The sequence below is a fragment of the Ignavibacteriales bacterium genome, assembly GCA_016700155.1.
Lineage (GTDB): Bacteria > Bacteroidota > Ignavibacteria > Ignavibacteriales > Ignavibacteriaceae.
Window position 1 is genome coordinate 1,929,232 of sequence record CP065001.1, and the last position, 21,842, is coordinate 1,951,073.

The 21,842-nt window shown below is 36.7% G+C and carries 15 protein-coding genes and 4 tRNA genes; 13 read left to right on the plus strand and 6 right to left on the minus strand.

Translation table 11 applies throughout. The features are described 5' to 3' along the window. Positions 1–129: 129 nt before the first annotated feature. From IPM56_08015 to IPM56_08030, 4 genes are all read left to right on the plus strand, one after another. A complete protein-coding gene (locus tag IPM56_08015) occupies positions 130–1,767 on the plus strand; it encodes an NAD+ synthase (protein QQS37873.1) in 1,638 nt (545 codons plus the stop codon). A 65-nt stretch (positions 1,768–1,832) separates the two neighbouring features. Beyond that, entirely contained in the window at positions 1,833–3,602 is a 1,770-nt protein-coding gene (locus tag IPM56_08020; protein QQS37874.1) for a thioredoxin fold domain-containing protein, read from the plus strand. A gap of 255 nt (positions 3,603–3,857) precedes the next feature. Further along, complete coding sequence (locus IPM56_08025) at positions 3,858–5,711, plus strand: 2-oxoacid:acceptor oxidoreductase subunit alpha (protein QQS37875.1); 1,854 nt, start codon at positions 3,858–3,860, stop codon at positions 5,709–5,711. Next, positions 5,701–6,747, plus strand: a complete 1,047-nt coding sequence (locus tag IPM56_08030) for a 2-oxoacid:ferredoxin oxidoreductase subunit beta (GenBank protein ID QQS37876.1) — start codon at positions 5,701–5,703, stop codon at positions 6,745–6,747. Before IPM56_08025 ends, IPM56_08030 begins: the two co-directional genes overlap by 11 nt. Positions 6,748–6,813: 66 nt before the next feature. On the opposite strand, the gene IPM56_08035 is transcribed toward IPM56_08030, so the two are convergent. The 3 genes from IPM56_08035 to IPM56_08045 are packed head-to-tail and all read right to left on the minus strand — an operon-like array spanning position 6,814 to position 9,472. Next, on the minus strand, positions 6,814–7,392 hold the full coding sequence (locus IPM56_08035; protein ID QQS37877.1) for a hypothetical protein: 579 nt from the start codon (positions 7,390–7,392) through the stop codon (positions 6,814–6,816). A gap of 19 nt (positions 7,393–7,411) precedes the next feature. Then, entirely contained in the window at positions 7,412–8,266 is an 855-nt protein-coding gene (locus IPM56_08040; GenBank protein ID QQS37878.1) for a hypothetical protein, read from the minus strand. Positions 8,267–8,281: 15 nt separating this feature from the next. Next, positions 8,282–9,472 carry a hypothetical protein gene (locus tag IPM56_08045; protein QQS37879.1) on the minus strand — a complete coding sequence of 397 codons (1,191 nt, stop codon included), beginning with the start codon at positions 9,470–9,472 and terminating at the stop codon, positions 8,282–8,284. Positions 9,473–9,661: 189 nt separating this feature from the next. On the opposite strand from IPM56_08045, the gene IPM56_08050 reads away from it, so the two are divergent. The 4 genes from IPM56_08050 to IPM56_08065 all read left to right on the plus strand — a co-directional run bounded on the left by IPM56_08050 (position 9,662) and on the right by IPM56_08065 (position 15,238). Next, on the plus strand, positions 9,662–11,506 hold the full coding sequence (locus IPM56_08050; GenBank protein ID QQS37880.1) for a 2-oxoacid:acceptor oxidoreductase subunit alpha: 1,845 nt from the start codon (positions 9,662–9,664) through the stop codon (positions 11,504–11,506). Further along, the gene (locus tag IPM56_08055) at positions 11,496–12,542 is read left to right on the plus strand and encodes a 2-oxoacid:ferredoxin oxidoreductase subunit beta (GenBank protein ID QQS37881.1); all 1,047 of its coding nucleotides are present in this window, start codon (positions 11,496–11,498) and stop codon (positions 12,540–12,542) included. Before IPM56_08050 ends, IPM56_08055 begins: the two co-directional genes overlap by 11 nt. A gap of 176 nt (positions 12,543–12,718) precedes the next feature. Further along, a complete protein-coding gene (locus IPM56_08060) occupies positions 12,719–13,708 on the plus strand; it encodes a bifunctional oligoribonuclease/PAP phosphatase NrnA (GenBank protein ID QQS37882.1) in 990 nt (329 codons plus the stop codon). A gap of 12 nt (positions 13,709–13,720) precedes the next feature. Then, positions 13,721–15,238 carry a leucyl aminopeptidase gene (locus tag IPM56_08065; GenBank protein ID QQS37883.1) on the plus strand — a complete coding sequence of 506 codons (1,518 nt, stop codon included), beginning with the start codon at positions 13,721–13,723 and terminating at the stop codon, positions 15,236–15,238. Positions 15,239–15,327: 89 nt separating this feature from the next. On the opposite strand, the gene IPM56_08070 is transcribed toward IPM56_08065, so the two are convergent. From IPM56_08070 to IPM56_08080, 3 genes are read right to left on the minus strand one after another with little or no spacing between them, the layout of a single operon-like run. Next, positions 15,328–16,011 carry an ABC transporter ATP-binding protein gene (locus IPM56_08070; GenBank protein ID QQS37884.1) on the minus strand — a complete coding sequence of 228 codons (684 nt, stop codon included), beginning with the start codon at positions 16,009–16,011 and terminating at the stop codon, positions 15,328–15,330. 12 nt (positions 16,012–16,023) lie between these two features. Further along, positions 16,024–17,253 carry an ABC transporter permease gene (locus IPM56_08075; GenBank protein ID QQS37885.1) on the minus strand — a complete coding sequence of 410 codons (1,230 nt, stop codon included), beginning with the start codon at positions 17,251–17,253 and terminating at the stop codon, positions 16,024–16,026. Next, positions 17,253–18,470 (minus strand): ABC transporter permease, encoded by a 1,218-nt coding sequence (locus IPM56_08080; GenBank protein ID QQS37886.1) that lies wholly within the window; start codon positions 18,468–18,470, stop codon positions 17,253–17,255. The genes IPM56_08075 and IPM56_08080 overlap by 1 nt, the downstream gene beginning before the upstream one ends. A 169-nt stretch (positions 18,471–18,639) precedes the next feature. On the opposite strand from IPM56_08080, the gene IPM56_08085 reads away from it, so the two are divergent. The 5 genes from IPM56_08085 to IPM56_08105 all read left to right on the plus strand — a co-directional run bounded on the left by IPM56_08085 (position 18,640) and on the right by IPM56_08105 (position 21,806). Beyond that, positions 18,640–18,715: transfer RNA gene (locus IPM56_08085), tRNA-Pro, on the plus strand. A gap of 47 nt (positions 18,716–18,762) precedes the next feature. Further along, positions 18,763–18,836, plus strand: a tRNA-Arg gene (locus IPM56_08090). A gap of 82 nt (positions 18,837–18,918) precedes the next feature. After that, positions 18,919–18,995, plus strand: a tRNA-His gene (locus tag IPM56_08095). Positions 18,996–19,069: 74 nt separating this feature from the next. After that, positions 19,070–19,144: transfer RNA gene (locus IPM56_08100), tRNA-Glu, on the plus strand. A 94-nt stretch (positions 19,145–19,238) separates the two neighbouring features. After that, positions 19,239–21,806, plus strand: coding sequence for a DUF3160 domain-containing protein (locus IPM56_08105; protein ID QQS37887.1), 2,568 nt, complete (start codon positions 19,239–19,241; stop codon positions 21,804–21,806). The last annotated feature ends 36 nt before the right edge of the window (positions 21,807–21,842 follow it).

Here is a 21,842-nt window from a genome sequence, read left to right on the forward strand (position 1 = left end):
TGAATGCTATTTTCGACGGTTGCGGAAAAATGCCTCTTTCGGCAATATTATTTAGTTTTATCGTATGTGGTTTTGTTTTTATTTTAGTGTGTGAAAAAAAATGTGACTAATTCTTTCGATCATATTTAAATGAAAATAGCTGTCTGCCAGATAAATACTGTTATTGGTGATATTGAGCTTAACAAAAAGAAGATTCTGAATTATTATAAAAAAGCACAATCGGACGGCGCCGATCTAGCAATCTTTCCTGAACTATCACTCATTGGTTATCCACCATTAGATCTTGTTGAAAAAAAAGAATTCCGTTATGCGGCAAATGAAGCTGCAGAAGAAATTGCATCAGTAACTGATTCAGTAGGGCTTCTGTTCGGATCAATAACTGAGGATGATGATATGATAGGAACGGATATTCACAACTCAGCAATACTTTGTTATGATGGAAAGATCCGGTTTGTTCAGCATAAAACCTTAATACCTAATTATGATGTATTTGATGAAATGAGATATTTCGATCCGGCTAAAGAAGTTTTTGTCCATGAATTTAAAGGAGAGAGGTTAGGGATTTCTATCTGCGAAGATATCTGGAACGATGCTGACTACTGGCACAAACGAAGATACAACACAGATCCTGTTAAAAAGCTTATTCAAAGTGGCGCAACAATTTTGATAAATATTTCTGCAAGCCCTTATGCATATGGAAAACGGGAAAGCCGTAAAAAGATGCTATCAACCCTAACCGGCAATGACAAACTTCCATTGGTATATACTTGTTGTGTGGGCGCTCAGACTGATTTAGTTTTTGACGGCGCGAGTATGTGCTTTAATGATAAAGGTGAACTTACTTCATTAGGCAATAGTTATGATGAGGATTATTTCATATTCGATACAAAGAATAAATATGAAGTTATCGGCAAATCAGAAAAAAGTTTTGAAGAAGAAACATTGTCTGCACTCATTTATGGATTGAAAGATTACTGCTCAAAATTAAATTTTAAGAAAGTCCTTGTTGGAATAAGCGGCGGAATTGACTCAGCACTTGTTACATACATTGCTGTTGAAGCATTAGGACCGGAAAATGTTTTTGTGATGATGATGCCTTCAAAATATTCAAGTGAAGGAAGTGTGAAAGATTCAGAGAAACTTATTGCCAATCTTGGAATCTCATCATCCAATGTTTCTATTCAACCAGTTGTTGACAGAGTGTTTGAATCAATAAAAGAAGTAACAGGTGAAATTGATAATACAGTTGCAGGTGAAAATGTTCAGGCAAGAGTCCGCGGTCTTTACCTTATGACTGTTTCAAACAAAATGAACTCGTTGTTACTCACTACAGGAAATAAATCTGAAATGGCGGTAGGTTATTGTACTTTGTATGGTGATATGTGCGGTGGGCTCGCCGTTATTGCTGACGTTTACAAAACCGATGTTTACAGGATAAGTGAATACATAAATCGTGACAAAGAAATTATCCCAAAAGAAATATTAATTAAAGCTCCGTCTGCTGAATTGAAGTTTAATCAAACAGACCAGGATACTTTGCCGCCTTATCCCTTGCTTGATAAAATTTTAAAAATGTATCTTGAAGAGAACAAAGAGCAGGCAGAGATAATCGGAATTATTAAGGATGAAGCATTAGTTAAGAAAGTTTTGAGAATGGTAGATATAAACGAGTTCAAAAGAAAGCAGGCAGCTCCTGCATTAAGAGTTTCAACCAAAGCTTTCGGGTATGGAAGACGCTACCCGATTGTCCAGGGATGGAGAAAATAACTTTAAACACTTAGTGTCTCTAAGGAACACTTAGAAAAAATTCATTTAATAAATAGAAAAGTACTATGAAAAGATTTCTCATTACATCGATTGTATTTTTATTAACAATCACTTCTTATGCACAATTCGGCAGTAACCAGGAATTGGTTACGATAAAAACTTTTTCATCATTCGATAAAGTTTATGCCGGTAGCGAATTTAAGATCGCAGTTAGAGTACATGTCGATTCAACATGGCATATCAACTCAAACAAACCTTATGAAGAATATCTTATCCCAACCGAATTGATTATTGATTCCACAATAAACTCTTTTACAGTGAGTAAGATAGTTTATCCAAAAGCACATGATTTCAAACTTAGTTTTTCTGAAACTCCGCTCTCTGTCTGGGAAGGCGAAGTTTACATTGGAGCATTGCTTCAGACACCAAAAGATATTCAACCAGGTAAATACAATTTAATTGTGTCGCTTGATTACCAGGCTTGTAATGATATAACCTGTCTTGCGCCGACATCTGTTTTAGATACTTTAGAAATAGAAGTTGCGGATAAACAGGCAGTAGTTAATGAAATCCATCAGGATGTATTTAAAAATGTTGATCTTAGCTATAGCGGCTCAGGTACCTCTGAAATTAAGAAAGATGATCCGATAACTAAGGCGCTAGAAGAGAGCGGATTGATCATTGGGCTGCTGTTAGTATTTATAGGCGGACTTGCACTTAATCTCACACCTTGTGTATATCCGCTTATACCAATTACAATAGGTTACTTTGGCGGACAAAGTGAAGGAAGCACCGGTCGTTTAGCAATGATGGGTGTTTTATTTGTACTCGGAATGGCGGTGACTTATTCTGTTATTGGTGTTGTTACATCACTAACTGGTGCGGTGTTCGGTGCGCTGCTGCAAAATACATTTGTAATTCTTTTTATCGTCGCAATATTTCTCGTGTTATCACTAAGCATGTTCGGAGTATATGAATTTAAATTACCAAACTCTTTAGTCGCAAAAGCAGGCGGTGCAAAGGGTGGAATGTACGGCGCTTTCTTTATGGGATTAACAATGGGTATTGTTGCCGCACCTTGTATTGGTCCTTTTGTACTTGGACTCGTCACTTATGTTGCCGCAAAAGCAGATCCATACTTTGGATTTTTAATGTTCTTCGTTCTCGCACTTGGATTAGGTTTTCCGTATCTCATACTTGCAATCTTTTCAGGAAAGATTAAAAAACTTCCTCGCGCGGGTGAATGGATGGATGCAGTAAAACATGTGTTTGGTTTTATCCTGATCGGAATGGCGTTATACTTTTTACTTCCGCTGTTGCCAAAAAGTATTTCGGGTTATGTTCTGCCGGTATTTGGAATTATTACGGCGATATATCTTTTATTCTTTGACAAACTTGCAAACAGGGTTTTAGGATTCAGAATATTTAAGATCGTGTTTTCAATTATCATCATTGCACTTTCTGTCTATTCATTAATTCCTTCTGATACAAAATCCGTTGAATGGGTGCATTATACCGAAGGCGCTATACCTCAGAATATTGAAAACAGGGGAGTGATAATTGATTTTTATGCTGACTGGTGTATCCCCTGCAAAGAATTAGATGCCTTAACTTTTTCAGATCAAAGAGTTATTGATGAATCAAAAAACTTCCACACATTCAAGGCTGATATGACTAAATCACTTTCGCCGGAAGTGGAAGCATTAAGGGAGAAATATAAAATTCTTGGTGTGCCCACTGTTCTTATCATCGATTCAAAAGGAAATGAAATTCACAGGATAACAGGCTTCGTTAATGCTGATGAATTTTATAACATGATTTCAAAAGTGAATTGATACGGATTCACTGACCTCAGAAACATTTCATATTTTAATCAGGAATAGGATGAAAATCCTATTCTTGATTATAAAAATCATTTTTCACAATTGAGAATAAATAGCCACCTGTTTAAAAGTTGCTATTTATAAATGTCAAATTCTTACTAAAATCTTCGTTAATCACACACACATCTATTCAATAAAAGTATTCCTCGTGGCACGGTTTATGGAATTGCAGGCAAAACAATCATTTAAAGGTTTTTAAATTTAATTATGGTGAACGAAAAGAAAATCCAGATTAAACAGGTGACTGATGTTACCGTTAAGTTTGCCGGAGACTCCGGCGACGGAATGCAATTAACTGGTTCACAATTTACAGATACTACCGCATCATTAGGAAATGACCTTAGTACATTACCGGATTTCCCCGCAGAAATACGCGCGCCCGCCGGTTCATTAGCAGGTGTGAGCGGTTTTCAATTACACTTCAGCAGCAGTGATATTTCAACTCCCGGTGATTCACCGGATGTTCTTATTGCTATGAATCCCGCTGCGTTAAAAGTAAACATTAAAGAATTAAAACCGAACGCACTTATCATTGTTAATACAAGTGCATTCGACGCAAAAAATTTAAAGCTCGCTAAATACGATTCCAATCCATTAGAAGATGATTCACTACAGGGCTACAATGTAATACCTGTTGAGTTAACCAAGTTGACAATGGAAGCATTAAAGGGAACTGATCTTTCAATAAAAGAAAAAGAAAGATGTAAAAACTTTTTTGCTCTTGGATTGATGTACTGGTTATACAACCGACCTGTTGCAAATACAATAACCTGGCTTGAAACAAAATTCAAAAACAAACCAAAGTTTCTCGAAGCTAATAAAAATGTTTTGATGGCTGGTTACTATTATGGAGAAATGACGGAACTCTTCACAACAAAGTATGAAGTACTTCCGGCAAAACTGCCTAAAGGAAAATACAGAAACGTCTCCGGCAATGAAGCAGTAGCAATTGGTTTGATAACTGCATCACTTAGATCAGGACTTCCTTTATTTCTTGGTTCATATCCCATTACCCCTGCATCAGAAATATTACAGGAACTAAGCAAGTACAGAAATTTTGGAGTAAGAACTTTTCAGGCAGAAGATGAGATAAGCGGAGTTGCTTCAGCAATAGGAGCTTCATTCGCGGGTAACCTTGCTGCAACAAACACAAGTGGTCCCGGACTCTCGCTTAAAACTGAAGCACTTGGTCTTGCAGTGATAGCTGAGCTTCCGCTTGTTGTTGTTAATGTGCAAAGAGGCGGACCCAGTACAGGACTGCCAACAAAAACCGAACAGGCTGATCTACTTCAAGCGTTTTTTGGAAGACATGGTGAAGCTCCATTATGTATTCTTGCAGCTTCAAGTCCGGCTGATTGTTACTGGTCTGCAATTGAAGCATCACGAATTGCATTAAAATATATGACACCTGTTATACTTCTAACAGACGGTTACCTTGCTTTCGGATCAGAGCCATTAAGAATAAAACCATTTGATGAACTGCCGGAAATTCCTGTTCGGTTCAAAGTTAATCCGGATGATTTCCATCCGTATTCAAGAGATGAAAATCTTGTTCGCCCATGGGCTATACCGGGAACTCCAGGATTAGAACACCGAATTGGCGGATTAGAAAAGAAACACATTTACGGTAACATAAGTTATGAACCTGATAACCACGAGCTAATGATAAACCTTCGTCAGCAAAAAATTGAAAAGATAGCTGATGATATTCCGGATCTTGTAGTTGAAGGTGATCAATCAGGTGAATTACTTATACTCGGATGGGGAAGTACCTATGGTGCTATTCGCGAAGCAGTAACAAGAGTTAAAGAAAATGGTTACAATGTTTCGCAGGCACATCTTAAATACCTAAACCCGATGCCGAAAAATCTTGGTTCGGTTCTAAAGAATTTCAAAAAAGTTCTTATACCTGAATTGAACCTTGGTCAGTTAGCATTACTTATCAGGAACAAATTCCTGCTTGATGTACTTCAGTTTAATAAAGTACAGGGACAGCCATTTAAAGTTTCTGAAATAGAAAACAAACTCGTTGAAATCCTCGGAGGAAAGAATGGAAAATAATAACGTTAATACGATAAATGTACCGGAAGTAAAATACACTCCAAAAGATTTCGCGTCTGATGTTGATGTTAAATGGTGCCCGGGCTGCGGTGACTATTCCATACTTGCTCAGGTTCAAAGAACTTCTCCTGATTTTGGAGTTAAAAAAGAAAATATGGTTTGGATATCCGGTATCGGATGCTCAAGCCGGTTTCCATATTACATGAACACTTATGGTTTCCATACAATTCACGGAAGAGCTGCTGCAATTGCAACCGGAGTTAAACTCGCAAATCCTGAATTACAGGTTTGGGTTGCAACCGGTGACGGTGATATGCTTAGTATCGGCGGTAATCATTTTATCCACGCTTGCAGAAAAAATATTAATCTTAAGATCGTGATGTTCAACAACAAGATTTACGGATTGACAAAAGGACAGTACTCACCAACATCCGAAAAAGGAAAAGTTACAAAGTCATCACCTTACGGAACAGTTGACTATCCTTTTAATGCAATTAAACTTGCTACAGGTTCAGGTGCTACCTTCGTTGCCCGCACAATGGACAGAGATCCCAAACATTTGCAGGAGATGTTATCAAGAGCGGCTAAACATAACGGTCTTGCATTCATCGAGATTTACCAGAACTGCCCGATATTTAATGACGGCGCGTACCTGCCACTAACTGAAAAAGAAACTAAACCGGATAATGTTGTTGTACTTGAACACGGCAAACCGTTGGTCTTTGGTGCGAATAAAAATAAAGGAATTAAACTCGACGGATTAAATCCTGTTATCATTGATCTTGAAGACGGAAAAAATTCTATCAATGATTGTTTTGTTCACGATGAGCTTGATGATAATCCGACAAGAGTATTTTTGTTAGCGCGATTTACAGACATTCCCGGTTTCCCGACGCCAATAGGAGTATTCAGACAATTCCACAAAACTCCTTATGATATTGACCTGATGAATCAGATTGATTTCCTTACCGAGAAAAAAGGAAAGGGAAGTTACGAAAAACTGATGTTCACAGAGAACACCTGGGAAGTTGCATAAGAATTAATTTGATTTGGAGAGAGGATTACAGGCTTGAGAGATCAAGCCTGTTTTATTTTAAATAAATTAGTTCCCCAATTCATATTTCAATCCCATTCTTAAGTACAAAGATGAAACAGAATTCCCGCCTCCCGGCTCGATTGAACCAGCAAGTTGTAATCTGCTTTCGAGATTCAAACGAAGTCGTTCTAAAATCCTTATCCAGTAGCCAATACCAATATTTAAGGAAATCAATTTATCAGAGTGGTCATGTTGAACAATAACACCAGGACCGAATAATAGGTCAACACCAGTCTTTTCATAATTAACATTCAGCATCAGGAGTATTGGAAAATCAGTCACAGAATATTTACTTTCAACAGGATAGTTAATAAGATCAGTCTTCCAGAAATTCAATTCAGGTTGAAGACTGACAAATTCTGATAATGGAAGTTGAATAGAAAATCCAAACAGGAAGTTAGAACTCAAGTCCGGGTCAACAGAAATATTAAACCGATAGCCGGTATTAAAGCCAATAAAAAATTTATTATTAGTGTTTACATTTGATAAAGATTTAGTACTAGCGTTACTCTGGCTTAAAACTAATGGTTGATCGATACAAATGACCAGGAGAAACAGTATCGCTATTGATATTTTACACTTCATTTCTGCTGAACACTTTGTTTTATTCTTCTTCCATAGTTACACTTATCTCAACATCACTAACATCCAGATTTGCTTCAGGTATAAAATTATTATCACGCTCTATGTGAATTACGTGATGTAAATCTGAATTAGAGATTTCATTGGCGATTGTATATACTAGCGAGCCCAAAAAGCCGCCAAACTGACCAGCAGCACTTTGCGCACCCCCATTATAGTATGAGCATGGAACAAGAATAATATTTTCATCATCCTTTGTTCTGTAATCAGCATAAATATTTCCAAGGTAATTAACTATACCGGGTTTGATTGTGATAATGATCTTTCCAAAATCATATCCTTTGTCTGCTATATCGCGATCTTCGTAAAAATCCAGCAATGTAACTTCATATACTCCGGGATTAATGCAGTAAGCAAATGGTTCATTAGGTTGTAATCTTAATTCATAGTACAATTCTGTCCGTATATCAGTCAGTCCGATCCATAGTTTGTGATTAATCAGATCCTCATTTAAATCCTTTTTCCAGAATTCAGGAATTTCTCCTTGTAGTACATTTCCGAATTTATCAACTAATCCATAAATAGTATCTACGGGCACAACAGAAGTATCACTATCTCCCATTTGCATGTTCACGGGAACAAAAACAGCATTAGTCGAATCAAACGAAATCAGCGAACCCAATACTTTCTTAGGATGTTTTTCCATCTTAAGATATAGTTGAGAATATTTTTGAATCGCGACTTTATAATAATTTCCTTCAATTGTCGTTTTACACGAACTGTCTTCAGAAAATTTGGTTAGTTCAGATGAAGAACACCCAACGAGCGTTAGAGAAACTGCTAAGATCATGATCAGGTAAAAGAGTTTTGTATACATTGTTCACCCCAAATATTAAAACCAAATGTTTGTATTTATCCTGAATCCAAAATCATTCGGCAGCATTTTGGATCCGGCAAGTGCTATAAAAAACGGACCTCCGTCAATTGATAAATTATTTTTGAACTTGAACCCCACAAATGGTTCAATTGCGGGACCAATAAAAAATGTATTCGTTTCTTTGTATCCGTAAGTGATGCTTTCATTACCCAGCATAAGCAGAAATGATACACCAATAAATGCACCTTCAGAATTATTTGAATAAAAATGCTGAAGGATTAATGGAAACCATCCGCCAATAGCAAAACCTTCATATCCATCATCCAGGTTTTCAATGCTAAAATAATTGAGACCGGCGCCGTACTTTAAAATAAATCGGTCTTCAGGTAAACATCTGGCTTTTGCATAGTACAAATGTACACCGCCCCGAATTTTATCGCCTTTAATAAAAGTGAATCCAAATGATGAAAGTGTAATCTTTTGCGGTATGTTTTTGATTACAACAACTTCACTTGTCATTTCACTCTCCGGTACTTTAATAATTTCAGGTTTTGGCTCAGTCGTATTATCTTCATTTAATTCTATTTGTTCGACAGGCATGTCTTTCTGTGTTACGAGCGTGTCTGACGATCCTGCTTCTTCATTAATAACTTTTGGTTCTTGCGGTGTTTTTTTCTTTTCAGGATCGACAGCAATAATCCTTGTAGTGGAATTTTCACTATTAAAATATTTAGCAAGGCAATCAGTGAGCGTCAAATCGATAAGTTCTTCAGTTTTTTTTCGATAAGTTGAATCAACATACTTTGACGCTACTCTTATAACACCTGCTGTATCAGTAGAATATTTTTCGATAAACCTTATCGAGTATTTTACTATATGCCGCTTTTCGAACTTGAACTGGTCAACATATACTTTGATATTCCTGCCTGGAACAACTGAGGAATCATATTCCATCGAAAGATTGAAGTAGTCTTCGATATATAAACTGAGACTCTGATCTAAACTATAATCTGAATTCCATTCATCACTCGAAATAATAAATGAAGATGTCTTTCTGTTGTCCTCCACAGAAAATGTAACCGCTTCTTCTGTTGAAAAAACTTCGATTGGTTCGCCGGACTGATGAACAATTTTTTGTGATGAGGTACATCCGGTTAAAAATAGGATGATAGAAATGAAGCCGAAGAACAAATATCCCTTATACATATACTACCCACCCCTAATGTTATTTTATTGCTGAACAAAAATAATTTCTTGTATCAAAAAATCATAACGTATTTACCAACATTTTAGATTTGACAATAGTTAACCCCTTATGTAATTTGTTCGCCGGAATGAAAATCAAAAACAATTTTTCAAACAACTTCCAGCAAACTCCAAAATAAAAGAGAGAATATGGGAAAGACTATTTTAGATCTGACTGATGTAACAGTCCGTTTTGCGGGTGATTCCGGCGATGGAATGCAATTGACCGGTTCACAATTCACAAACACTACAGCACTTGTTGGTAATGATTTAAGCACTCTGCCTGATTATCCCGCAGAGATACGCGCTCCTGCCGGTACAACTTATGGTGTAAGCGGATTCCAGTTGAAGTTCAGCAGCAGCGATGTTCACACTCCCGGCGATTCTCCTGATGTTCTTGTTGCGATGAATCCGGCTGCGCTGAAAATTAATCTGAGTGACTTAAAACCTAATGCGATGATAATCGTAAACATCAACGCATTCGATACAAGGAATCTTAAACTCGCTAACTACGACAGTAATCCACTTGAAGATGGATCATTACAGGGTTTTACAGTTGTTCAGGTTCCTTTGAGTCAGCAGACATCAAAAGCATTAGAAGGAATAGGATTAACAAATAAAGAAATTTCACGCTCAAAAAATTTCTTTGCACTTGGAATGATGTACTGGTTATACAGCCGCCCTATTGAACCGACTATTGAATGGATAAAATCAAAGTTTAAAGATTCTGCTTTATTAGCAGAAGCAAATGAAAAAGCTTTAATGGCTGGCTATTACTTTGGAGAAAACACTGAACTGTTCACAACTCGTTACCAGGTTTATCCTGCAAAACTTCCTAAAGGAACTTACAGAAATGTTTCAGGTAACGAAGCGATAGCATTAGGTTTTATAACCGCATCTGTTAAATCAGGATTACCATTATTTCTCGGTTCATATCCAATCACACCGGCGTCTGATATTCTTCATGAACTAAGCCGACATAAAAATTTTGGAGTAAGAACATTCCAGGCTGAAGATGAAATTTCAGCAATTACAGCTTGTCTCGGTGCAGCATTTTCCGGAGCGCTTGCTATTACTACAACAAGCGGTCCCGGTGTTGCACTCAAATCCGAAGCAATGGGATTAGGTGTAATGACTGAATTGCCAATTGTAATTATCGATATTCAAAGAGGCGGACCGAGTACCGGACTTCCAACAAAAACAGAACAGTCTGATCTGCTTCAGGCAATGTACGGAAGAAATGGCGAAGCTCCGGTTGTTGTGCTTGCTGCATCCACACCCGCAGATTGTTTTTATATGGCTTATGAAGCATCACGCATTGCAACCAAGTATATGGTTCCTGTAATGCTTTTGTCAGATGGATACATCGCAAATGGTTCTGAACCATGGAAAATTCCTGAACCAGATTCCATTCCTGAAATTGAAGTTAAGTTCCAAACAACCAAGGAAGGATTTCAACCTTATAACAGGAATGAAAATCTTGTAAGACCATGGGCTATTCCGGGAACGCCCGGATTGGAACATCGTATCGGCGGATTGGAAAAATCCAACATAACAGGTAACGTAAATTATGATCCATTGAATCATGAATTTATGGTTCAGCTTCGCGCACAAAAAGTTGATAATATAAAGCATGATATTCCGCTTCTGGAAGTTTTAGGTGATGAAGATGCAGACATAGCAATTGTTGGTTGGGGTGGAACCTGCGGAGCAATTACAGAAGCTGTAAGACGTTTACGAGTGAAGGGAAATAAAGTTGCGCAGATTCATTTTAAATATCTGAATCCTTTTCCTTCAAACACAAAAGAAGTTTTAGGCAGATTTAAGAAAATACTTTGTCCGGAATTAAATATGGGACAGCTATCAAAAATACTGAGGAGTCAGTTTGATGTTGATTTAGTTGAGTACAATAAAATACAGGGACTTCCTTTTAAATCATCAGAGATAGAATTAAAATTTGAATCAATGACAGGAGGTAACGGTAATGGCAGATGAAACAATAAACACCGAAGTAAAATATTCAGCAAAAGATTTTTCATCATCACAGGATGTAAGATGGTGTCCCGGATGCGGTGATTATTCCATACTTGCGCAAATGCAAAGAGTATCACCCGACCTCGGAATTAAAAAGGAAAACTTTGTATGGATTTCCGGAATAGGCTGCTCATCAAGATTTCCTTATTACATGGACACATACGGATTTCATGGAATTCATGGACGCGCTCCCGCAATTGCAACAGGCGTAAAAGTTAACAGACCTGATCTGTCAGTTTGGGTTGCTACCGGTGATGGTGACTTACTAAGTATCGGCGGAAATCATTTTATTCATGCCTGCAGGAGAAATGTTGGAATAAAGATCATGTTATTCAACAACAGGATTTACGGATTAACAAAAGGTCAATACTCACCAACATCAGAAAAAGGAAAGAAGACAAAGAGCACACCATTCGGCAGTGTTGATTTTCCGTTCAATCCTGTTTCATTAGCAATTGGAGCTGGTGCAACACTTATCGCAAGAACTTTTGACCGCGATCCGAAACACATGCAGGCAATGATGAAGCGTGCTGCAGATCATAACGGAACTGCTTTCATAGAAATATTTCAGAACTGTAATATCTTCAACGATGGTGCATTTGAACTTTATACTGAAAAAGAAAGCCGCCCTGAAAATGTAGTTGTGCTTGAACATGATAAACCACTTCTGTTTGGAAAGAATAATGAATTCGGAATAAAGCTTGAAGGATTTACTCCAACGGTCATCAACATAACTGAGAACGGTAATTCAGTTAATGATGTATGGGTGCACAATGAATTTGAGAAAACAAATTCACGCGCAAACATTCTTTCACAGTTTACAGAAATGGAAGGATTGCCTGTTCCGATTGGAGTTTTCAGACAGGAAACTAAAACTACTTATGAAGAAGATTTCCAAAACCAGATAAATGGTGTTAAGAAGAGCAGAGGAGAAGGTGATTTGAGGAAACTGCTTTTCACCGGCAATGTCTGGGAAGTTAATGGCAATGGTTCATAGACCCGTTCAACTCATTGCAGTGACAACTAAATTTCATATTTTGCAATTCAAATTAGTGATTGTGCAGAAAATTGATTCTCGTCATATTGTATAGAAATGCAATCAAAGTGTGACGGAAATTAAAAACATCTGAAAGACGATCTGCATAATTCAATTCGATTAATTCTGAAATCTCAATGCCAAACTTTAACAAGTTAAAAGAAATATTAGAGAGTCATAATTCGTTTCTGCTTACGACTCACGTTAATCCCGATGCCGATGCAATAGGTTCCGAGATTGCTTTGTATGAAATTCTGAAAAAGTTAGGGAAAGAAGTTTTTATTGTTAATCACAGTGAAACACCGTACAACCTTAAGTTTCTTGACAAAGAAAATGTAATAGAAAAGTACGATGATGAAAAGCATGAACATCTTTTCCATGAAGTTGAAGTACTGATTGGGCTGGATTTTAACCGGGCGGAAAGAATGGTAAGTGTAGCAAATCATTTTCGTGCATCGATAAAAATTAAAGTCTGCATTGATCATCACCAGGATCCCGAAGATTTTGTTGATCATCTTTTTGTTAACTCTGATTATTCAGCCACCGGACAGATTATTTATGATCTTATAAAAAAGACCAGCATTGTTAAAATGAATTATGACATTGCATACCCAATTTATGCGGCCATAATGACAGACACCGGTTCATTTCGTTTTGAAAGAACAACACCGGAAATTCATCTTATTGCTTCCGAACTTTTAACTCTCGGTGTTAATCCGGGTGAAGTGTTTGATAATATATATGATCAAAGTCACTTCGGAAAAATAAAACTTCTTGGTAAAGCTTTGAATTCATTAACACTTTTCGGGAAAGAGAATAAAATTGGTTATATGGCTTTGACACGCGAGATGATTAATGAGACAGGTGCACTTGAGTCAGACACGGACGGGTTTGTTAATTTTTCGTTATCAGTTGATAGTGTTGTACTTGGAATGTTATTCATCGAACTTAAAGAGGGATTTAAAGTCAGTTTCAGATCAAAGGGCACAATTCCGGTAAACAAGTTAGCAGGTGAATTCGGTGGCGGCGGTCATATTAATGCGGCGGGCGCAAGATTTTTTAATAAAAACCTTTCTGATCTTCAACCAATTATTTTAGCGAAGGCTGAAGAATATCTTAATAAATAATCCGAGGGAGTAATGTTCAAACTCAAACTTTTAGCAGGGGACAAAAAAGTTATTTACAAACCACTTTCACTTAGCATCAGATTTCTAATCGATGAAAAAAAATTAAAAGAAAGTTTTGCCCAGGTAGAAAAAATATTAATCCTCAGAATATCTGAAATTCAAAAAAAGAATTTTCTGAGAGAAGGTACCAGCGAAATAAGGGCTTACAAAAAAGACGGCAGACCTGATGAAGTCCTTCTTCATAAAATTAAAGTTGATGATAAGTTTAGTGCCGATTATTTCCGTAATTATTTTGCAGGACTTATTCCGTCACTTGAAAAGGAAGAGTTAAAATTTCTTCACATCTTCATTCCAAAGTATGATGTATTTAAAAATTATTTTGAAACAGAAGAATATTTTTATCAGTCTGTTATTGAAGGAATATTCTTTGGTAATTATACTTTTGACAAATATTTATCCGATAAAAAATCGCTTAAAGATCTTACTGTTCATATCTACGCTGATGATGCAAAAAAACTTAAATCAGCATTAAGTACTTCTGCAAATTTAATGAAAGCGGTTTCAATTACACGTGATCTTCAGAACGAACCGGCAAATGTTATAACACCACAGAGCCTTGCTGCTCAAGTACAAAAACTTTTCTCAGGCAGCAGTGTGAAAGTAAATGTGTTTGATGAAAAAGAAATCGCCAAAAGAAAAATGGGAGGATTACTTGCAGTTGGTTCAGGCAGTGCTAATCCGCCGAGATTTATTGTTATGCGCTACAACGGAATAACTGCCGGCGGAAAAAATAAAACCCGGAACATAGCTGTTGTTGGTAAAGGCGTTACATTCGATTCAGGTGGCATATCAATTAAACCCGCTAATAATATGGGTGAAATGAAGGCTGATATGTCCGGCGCTGCTGTAACGATCGGAATACTTTTAGCCGCTTCAAAAGCAAAGTTACCTGTTAATTTAACAGGAATAATTCCCGCAGCGGAAAATATGTTGTCGGGAAATTCAATGCGACCGGGTGATATTGTTAAAACATCTTCCGGTAAAACAATAGAAGTTGATAACACTGATGCTGAAGGAAGAATGATTTTATCTGATGCACTTCATTTTGCATCAAAGGAAAAACCCGATGTAATAATTGATCTTGCAACATTAACAGGGGCTTGTGTAGTTGCGCTTGGAGAATTTGTTGCCGGTGTGTTTACAAAAAATGATAAACTCGCTGATGATCTTTATAAAGCAGGTATGAAAACTTATGACCGTGTATGGCGATTACCTCTCTGGGATGATTACAACTCATTAAACAAAAGTGATGTTGCAGATGTAAAAAATGATGGCGGAAGGTGGGGAGGCGCTATAAGTGCAGCAAAGTTCTTAGAGAATTTTGTCGATAAGAAATTAGTCTGGGCGCATCTTGACATTGCAGGACCTGCATTTCCAAACAGCATAAATAATTATTCAAAAAAACTTATGACGGGTTTTGGTGTCCGGTTATTGTTTGAGTATTTAAGTTCTGTAAGTTCGAAAAAGTAAAAAAACTTTATTCAGTTTTTTTCATTTTCTGTGCGGGATTTATCCCGCACAATATCATATAAGACAAAATGCGAACCGATTCATCGGTTTTATTTATTGGCAAGCTTTCCATCTTTCATTTCAAAAACTTTATCAGCCAGATTTACTAATGATGAATTGTGAGTAACTATCACAAATGTCTTTGAAAACATATCTCGTAAGTCCAAAAATATTTGATGTACAGCTTCGCTGTTTGCAGAATCTAAATTTCCTGTTGGTTCATCAGCGAAAATTATTGATGGATCGTTTGCAAGTGCTCTGGCAACTGCAATTCTCTGTTGTTCACCGCCGGATAATTCAGCGGGTTTATGGTTGAATCGTTCTGATAATCCGACTGAGTTTAATAATTCTTTAGCATGTTCGGAAGCTTTGTTTAAGGATTTGCCATTTATCATTTGCGGAATTGCAACATTTTCGATTGCAGTAAACTCCGGTAGTAAGTGATGAAATTGAAAAACAAAACCAACATGTGAGTTCCTGAATTTAGCGAGTTTATCATCGGAAAGTTCAAAAATATTCTTATCATCATAAACTACAGAGCCGCTGTCAGGTCTGTCCAATCCGCCTAAAAGGTGAAGCAATGTACTTTTCCCTGCACCGGACGCACCAACTATCACTGAGATTTTTTTCCTTTCAACTTCAAGTGAAATTGATTTTAAAACTTCAAGTGAAAGTTTTTTATTTGTCTTGTAACTCTTAACTAATTTTTCAGCTTTTAATAAAATATCATTCATATAGATTTAATTTTATTCCCACTTGATTGATTCGATCATATTTAATTTTGCTGCACGTTTTGCCGGATAAAGTGAAGCAAAAAAAGATAATAACATTGCTGCGCCGGTAACAAAAAAGAAATCCGCAAATCTTAATTCAACAGGTAGTGAATCGATCTTGTATTGTGTCGGATCGAGAGGGTAGATGTTATAATTTATTTGAAGGAACAGAACGAAGTATCCAATAACAACTCCAGCAAGTGTACCGAGAATGCCAACGAGAATTCCTTCATACATAAATATTTTTATGATAGATTTTTCATTTACTCCCATTGATCGAAGAATTCCGATGTCTCGTTTCTTTTCGATTACCGACATTGAAAGTGAACCGAGTATATTAAAAGTCGCCACAGCTATTATCAGTGAAAGAATTATGTAAGCAGCCCATCGTTCAATCTGCATAACTGAATACAGATCTTTATGAAGATCGTACCAGGTGCTGATCAAATACTTATCCGGAGTGAATTGATTTTGCAACTCTTTTTTTACTTCAGATGATTTTTCAAGATTACTTAGTCTCAACTCATAACCCTGAATATTATTTTTATAGCCTAACAATCTTTGTCCTGATTTTAATGAACAATAAACATTCGTCAGATCATAATCATTATTGTTTGAATTAAATATTCCACGGATCACAAACCTGTGCATCTGCGGCATAGAGAATTGTATAATTGACTTTTCAATTCCGACCGGTGAAACAAAAGTTAGAGTATCACCGACAAGTGCCTGCAGTTTATCAGCAAGCCGGATTCCGATAACAATTCCATCTGTGCCTTCATCAGTTTCCAGAACATAATCTCCGAAGATTATACTTTTTTCAATTCCATAAATTGATTTGCTCGCGGATTCTTCAATTCCTTTAAGCGTGACAATCTGAGTTAGTCCAGCCCTGTAAACAAGCACTTTCCCGTTTACGAATGGAGTGAAACCAGTGATATCAGAATTGTCTTCAAATAAATTTTCAGTACTGTTTTTTATGGATGAATCAGACGTTAGTGTTTCAATTCTTATATGCGGATCGAAATTAATGAGGAATGATTGAACGAGACTTCCAAAGCCATTGAATACACTAAGAACAACAATGAGCGCTGCAACACCAATTGTTATTCCTGCAACAGAAAGCATAGAGATTATTGTAATAAAATTAATTTTATGTTTTGAAACTAAGTACCGCTTTGCTATGAATGATTCAAGGTTCATCAACTAAACCTAATTGAGTTTACAGGTTGGATTTTAGTTGCAACATAACTTGGAAGAATGCAAGCCGCTAAAGATAGGGCAAGTGTAATTCCTGAAACGAGAAGAAAAATATCAGGAGATAAATAAATCGGTACCGAAGACATAAAATAAACTGATGATGGAATTGTAATGATATTGTATTTCAACTGAAGGGAAAGAAAAACGTAGGAAAGAATATTTCCAGCTATGATTCCAATTGATGCAAGAAATAAACCCTGCAGTAAAAAGACTGAAATAATTTGTTTCTTAGTCGAGCCCATTGATTTCAGAACTCCGACAGCACTGGTTTTTTCAAGGACTATCATTAGCAGTGTTCCGATTATATTAAATACAGCGACAAGCGTTATCAACCCGAGTATAATTGGTATTGGTTCTTTCTGAAGATCAATCCAAGTAAAAATGTTTCTATGTATCTGAAAAATCGATCTGACTGAATGCGGGTATCTTAAATCATTAGCGAGATAAGAAGTCAGGCTGTCTATTTTAGTAACATCATTAACTTTGATATCATAGCCATTTACATTGTCTCCAAGATTAAATAAATCCTGCGCAGAAGACAGGTTTACATAAGCGTACAAATCATCGTATTCAGCCATTCCGCTTTCAAATATTGATGCAACCTTATAACGTTTTATGTTTGGAAGATTTTCTGCTGAAGGAAGTTCATCATTTTTTAAAGCAAAAATATTTACATAATCACCGGGGGAAATTAAAAGTTTAGTTGCCAGTCTTTTTCCGATGATGATTGATGAATCATTAAGTGAATTCAGGTCTTTTTCGCCTTCAACAACATTTAACTTTGATGAACTTGTATTTTGAAACTCGATTCCTTTAATATTAACACCGTCTTTAGTATGCTTACTTCCGACTATTGCAAGCTTTAATACATAAGGAATGACTTCTTCGGAATAAGGTTCTATCTTTTCCTTTAAAACATTTCTCATTTTTTTATAGTCAGGGAGGATATTACTATACGAAGAGATTTTTATGTGTGATTCAAAATCAGTTATTTTTTTTGTTATGGTTTGTTCAAATCCATTTAGAATACTTAACGCGATTATTAAAGCGGCAACACCTAAGGTAATTCCAAAGACTGAAATAGTAGAAATGAGTGAAATGAAACGTGATTCACGACCTGACGAAATATATTTTTTTGCTACAAATAAGGGTAATGACATTTTATGTAAAACCTTTGCAACCTATCATCTCTAATCAAAAGTAAGATAAAATTCATGAACAACTTATTAAAAATAAACGATAAATAATTGTTTTTTAGAACAACAACCTATATATTTACGGCTCGATTTACAGCAATTATGACTGTAAGCAGAAGTTTTTTTAAGATTTCGGGGCGTAGCGTAGCCCGGTTCATCGCGCCTGCTTTGGGAGCAGGAGGTCGCAGGTTCGAATCCTGCCGCCCCGACTACAAGTTCTTTTTTTACTGAAACAAAAGCCCAATTTGCACTAACCGCGCCCGTAGCTCAATCGGATAGAGCAACAGCCTTCTAAGCTGTAGGTTAGTGGTTCGATTCCACTCGGGCGTACTTTAAATTTCAAATTTCAAGTGACAAATAACAATTTTTAAAATGCTGATCGGAATTTGAATCCTGGAATTTGAGATATATGGTGAGCATAGCTCAGTTGGTTAGAGCACCAGGTTGTGGCCCTGGGGGTCGTGGGTTCAAGTCCCATTGCTCACCCCATTAAAATCACAAAGAATAAATACCAATTCACAACCTATGGAATTTGTTTTTTGAAAATTGTTTTTTCTTATACTGGCCCCATCGTCTAATGGTTAGGACCTCGCCCTTTCACGGCGGTAATAGGGGTTCGAATCCCCTTGGGGTCACCAGTTCAATCCCGCTTCGTGCGGGATTTTTTATTGCTATTTGTTAATTGACTTAATTAAATGTCTTAGCTAAGTTGCAAAAAAAAAAGGAAGGGCAATGAAATATAAATGGTTAGTTTTATTTCTTTTTTTTCTTTCATCTGAATATTTATTTCCACAATCGAATTTTAATATTCAAGCCTACCAGCAATTCGTAAACAGTCATCAAAACCTGGAAACACAGCAGCTGCTTCAGATGCATCCTGCAGGTATGTTCAACGATAATATCGGAGTAAACTTTAGCAGTGCACTTTATTTCGATACGATTGACATTAAATATAGCCTGACCGATTATGAAAAAAGTCTTATACAGAATCATGGTTTTATGGTAAGTGAAAGACTATCTCAAAATTCTTTCGGTCAGATACTCTTAGATATTCATCACAATGATCTTCCTGTATTTGTTTCAACTGATGCGATGCTTTATGCATTTCATGTTTCTTACGATAGAATACTCAGAGATGTAGAACTCGGTTTATTGATTGAAAAAGTAACCGCACTGATAAATACATTAAGATCGTCAATGCCCCAACTTGCTGCCCAGTACAATACTCAGCCTGAGCTGAATCAGATGCTGAGAGATGTAGATATTTATCTTACTGTAGCAGCAAAATTAATTGGACAAGCAACCTCACCTTTTTATGCAGACAATTCGGCAAGGATAAATGAACTTTTTAATAAGGTAATGGCTGCTGAAGGTTTTAGCGTAGATACGATTTTTACATCAACGTGCAGGTCACATGATTGGAGTCAATTTAAACCTAGAGGTCATTATGATTCTGATATGCATCCTCAGTTGAGAAAATATTTTAGAACAATGATGTGGCTAGGCAGAATGGAAATCTATCTGATCGCTCCGCCATTAGGCGATCCATTTTGTCAGCCTCAAACTTTTGAAGATATTCAGAGGCAAATTATAGATGCAGTTTTAATAAGCGAGTTATTTGATGTTGCAAATGCGATTCCTGCATATACTGAAATCGAAAATGTGATAAGATTCTTTGTTGGTGATCAGGATAACGTTACACTCGACAATCTTTTTTACTTAAAAAGTGCTGTAAATATTTCATCATGTTCTCAATTGCTTGATTCCGTAACACTTGGTTTATTTCAGGATTCTTTATCACAGCAGAGTTTTGCATACCAAAAGATTGTAAGCCAGATATTAGCAGGTACATGGTCAGCAAATGATAGCATTGTTCCGGCATCGGCATTTTTGTTATTCGGGCAAAGATATGTAGATGATTCTTATGTTACCGGAAGTGTAGTTTATGATCGAATAAAATATAACGGACAAAATGTTTGCAGACTTTTTCCATCAACACTCGATCCCATGTTTGCCCTTGGTAATAACGCTGCTGCGCAACTCCTGACACCTGAATTAAATGCATACCATTACTCAACGAACCTTGCCACACTTCGTTATCTTTTTGATTTATATTTACCCGAGTATTGGAACGCCACATTTTACCGTCAGTGGTTAAATGCTATCAGAACGTTAAATCCCCCTGACGATAGAAATAACCTGCCATCATTTATGCAGACAGCAGCTTTCTGGCAGCAGAAACTGAACACTCAGCTTGCATCGTGGACTGAACTGCGACATGATAATTTATTATATGCAAAGCAGTCTTATACCGGTGTACCCGTTTGTTCATATCCTTATAGTTACGTTGAGCCATTCCCGGAACTTTATAATGTTCTGATTGATATTGGAACATCTGGTCACACCTATTTTCAAACACTCAACATTGATCCGCAGATACAGACTGGAATAATTCAATACTTTTCAGATCTAATATCAATAAGCGACACTCTAAAACAGATAAGTATTAAGGAACTAAACGATACACCTTTAACAAATGAGGAAATTATTTTTCTAAAGGACATGCTTTTTGAATCGCAAACCTACACAGGTGTTGAGTATGACGGCTGGTATCCGAAACTTTTATATCAGGATCAGGCTTATCAGTATGAAGGGCTGCTCGGAAGAGATAATATTGTTGCGGACATTCATACAACACCATCTGATTGCGAAATGAATATGATCGGATGGGTAAAACACGTTGGTACGGGTCCGGTTGATATGGGAGTATTCATAGCACAATTACCGGGCGGTGAGGACTGCGCCTTCGTTGGTCCGATGCTTAGCTATCGTGATTATACTACTACAAATTTTTTACGATTAACAGACGAAGAATGGAAAAACCAATACTTGTTCTCTTCACTAAGGCCTGACTGGGTTAACATCTATCTTGCTGACTCGACAGGCAATTCCAGGGGACCAGGTCAAGTACTAATAACTGATGTTGATGAAAATGATCAGCCAATCATACCAAATGATCATATTTTAATTTCAAACTATCCTAACCCATTCAATCCAAGTACGATTATTGCGTTTACAATTCCAGCATCACTAACAAATTCAAATGTTAAACTTGATTTGTTCGACGTTCAGGGACAATTAGTGAAAACATTAATCTCCGGCAGATTAGCTTCAGGAAATTATATTGTGCGATGGGAAGGGGAGAATGCATCAGGTTCTCAGGTCAGTACGGGTGTTTATATTTATAATCTGACTGTTGGAGAAAGAATAGTATCCGGGAAAATGATGTTATTAAAATAATTGTTATTGCTCTTTTATATTTAAGGCGGTTCAGAT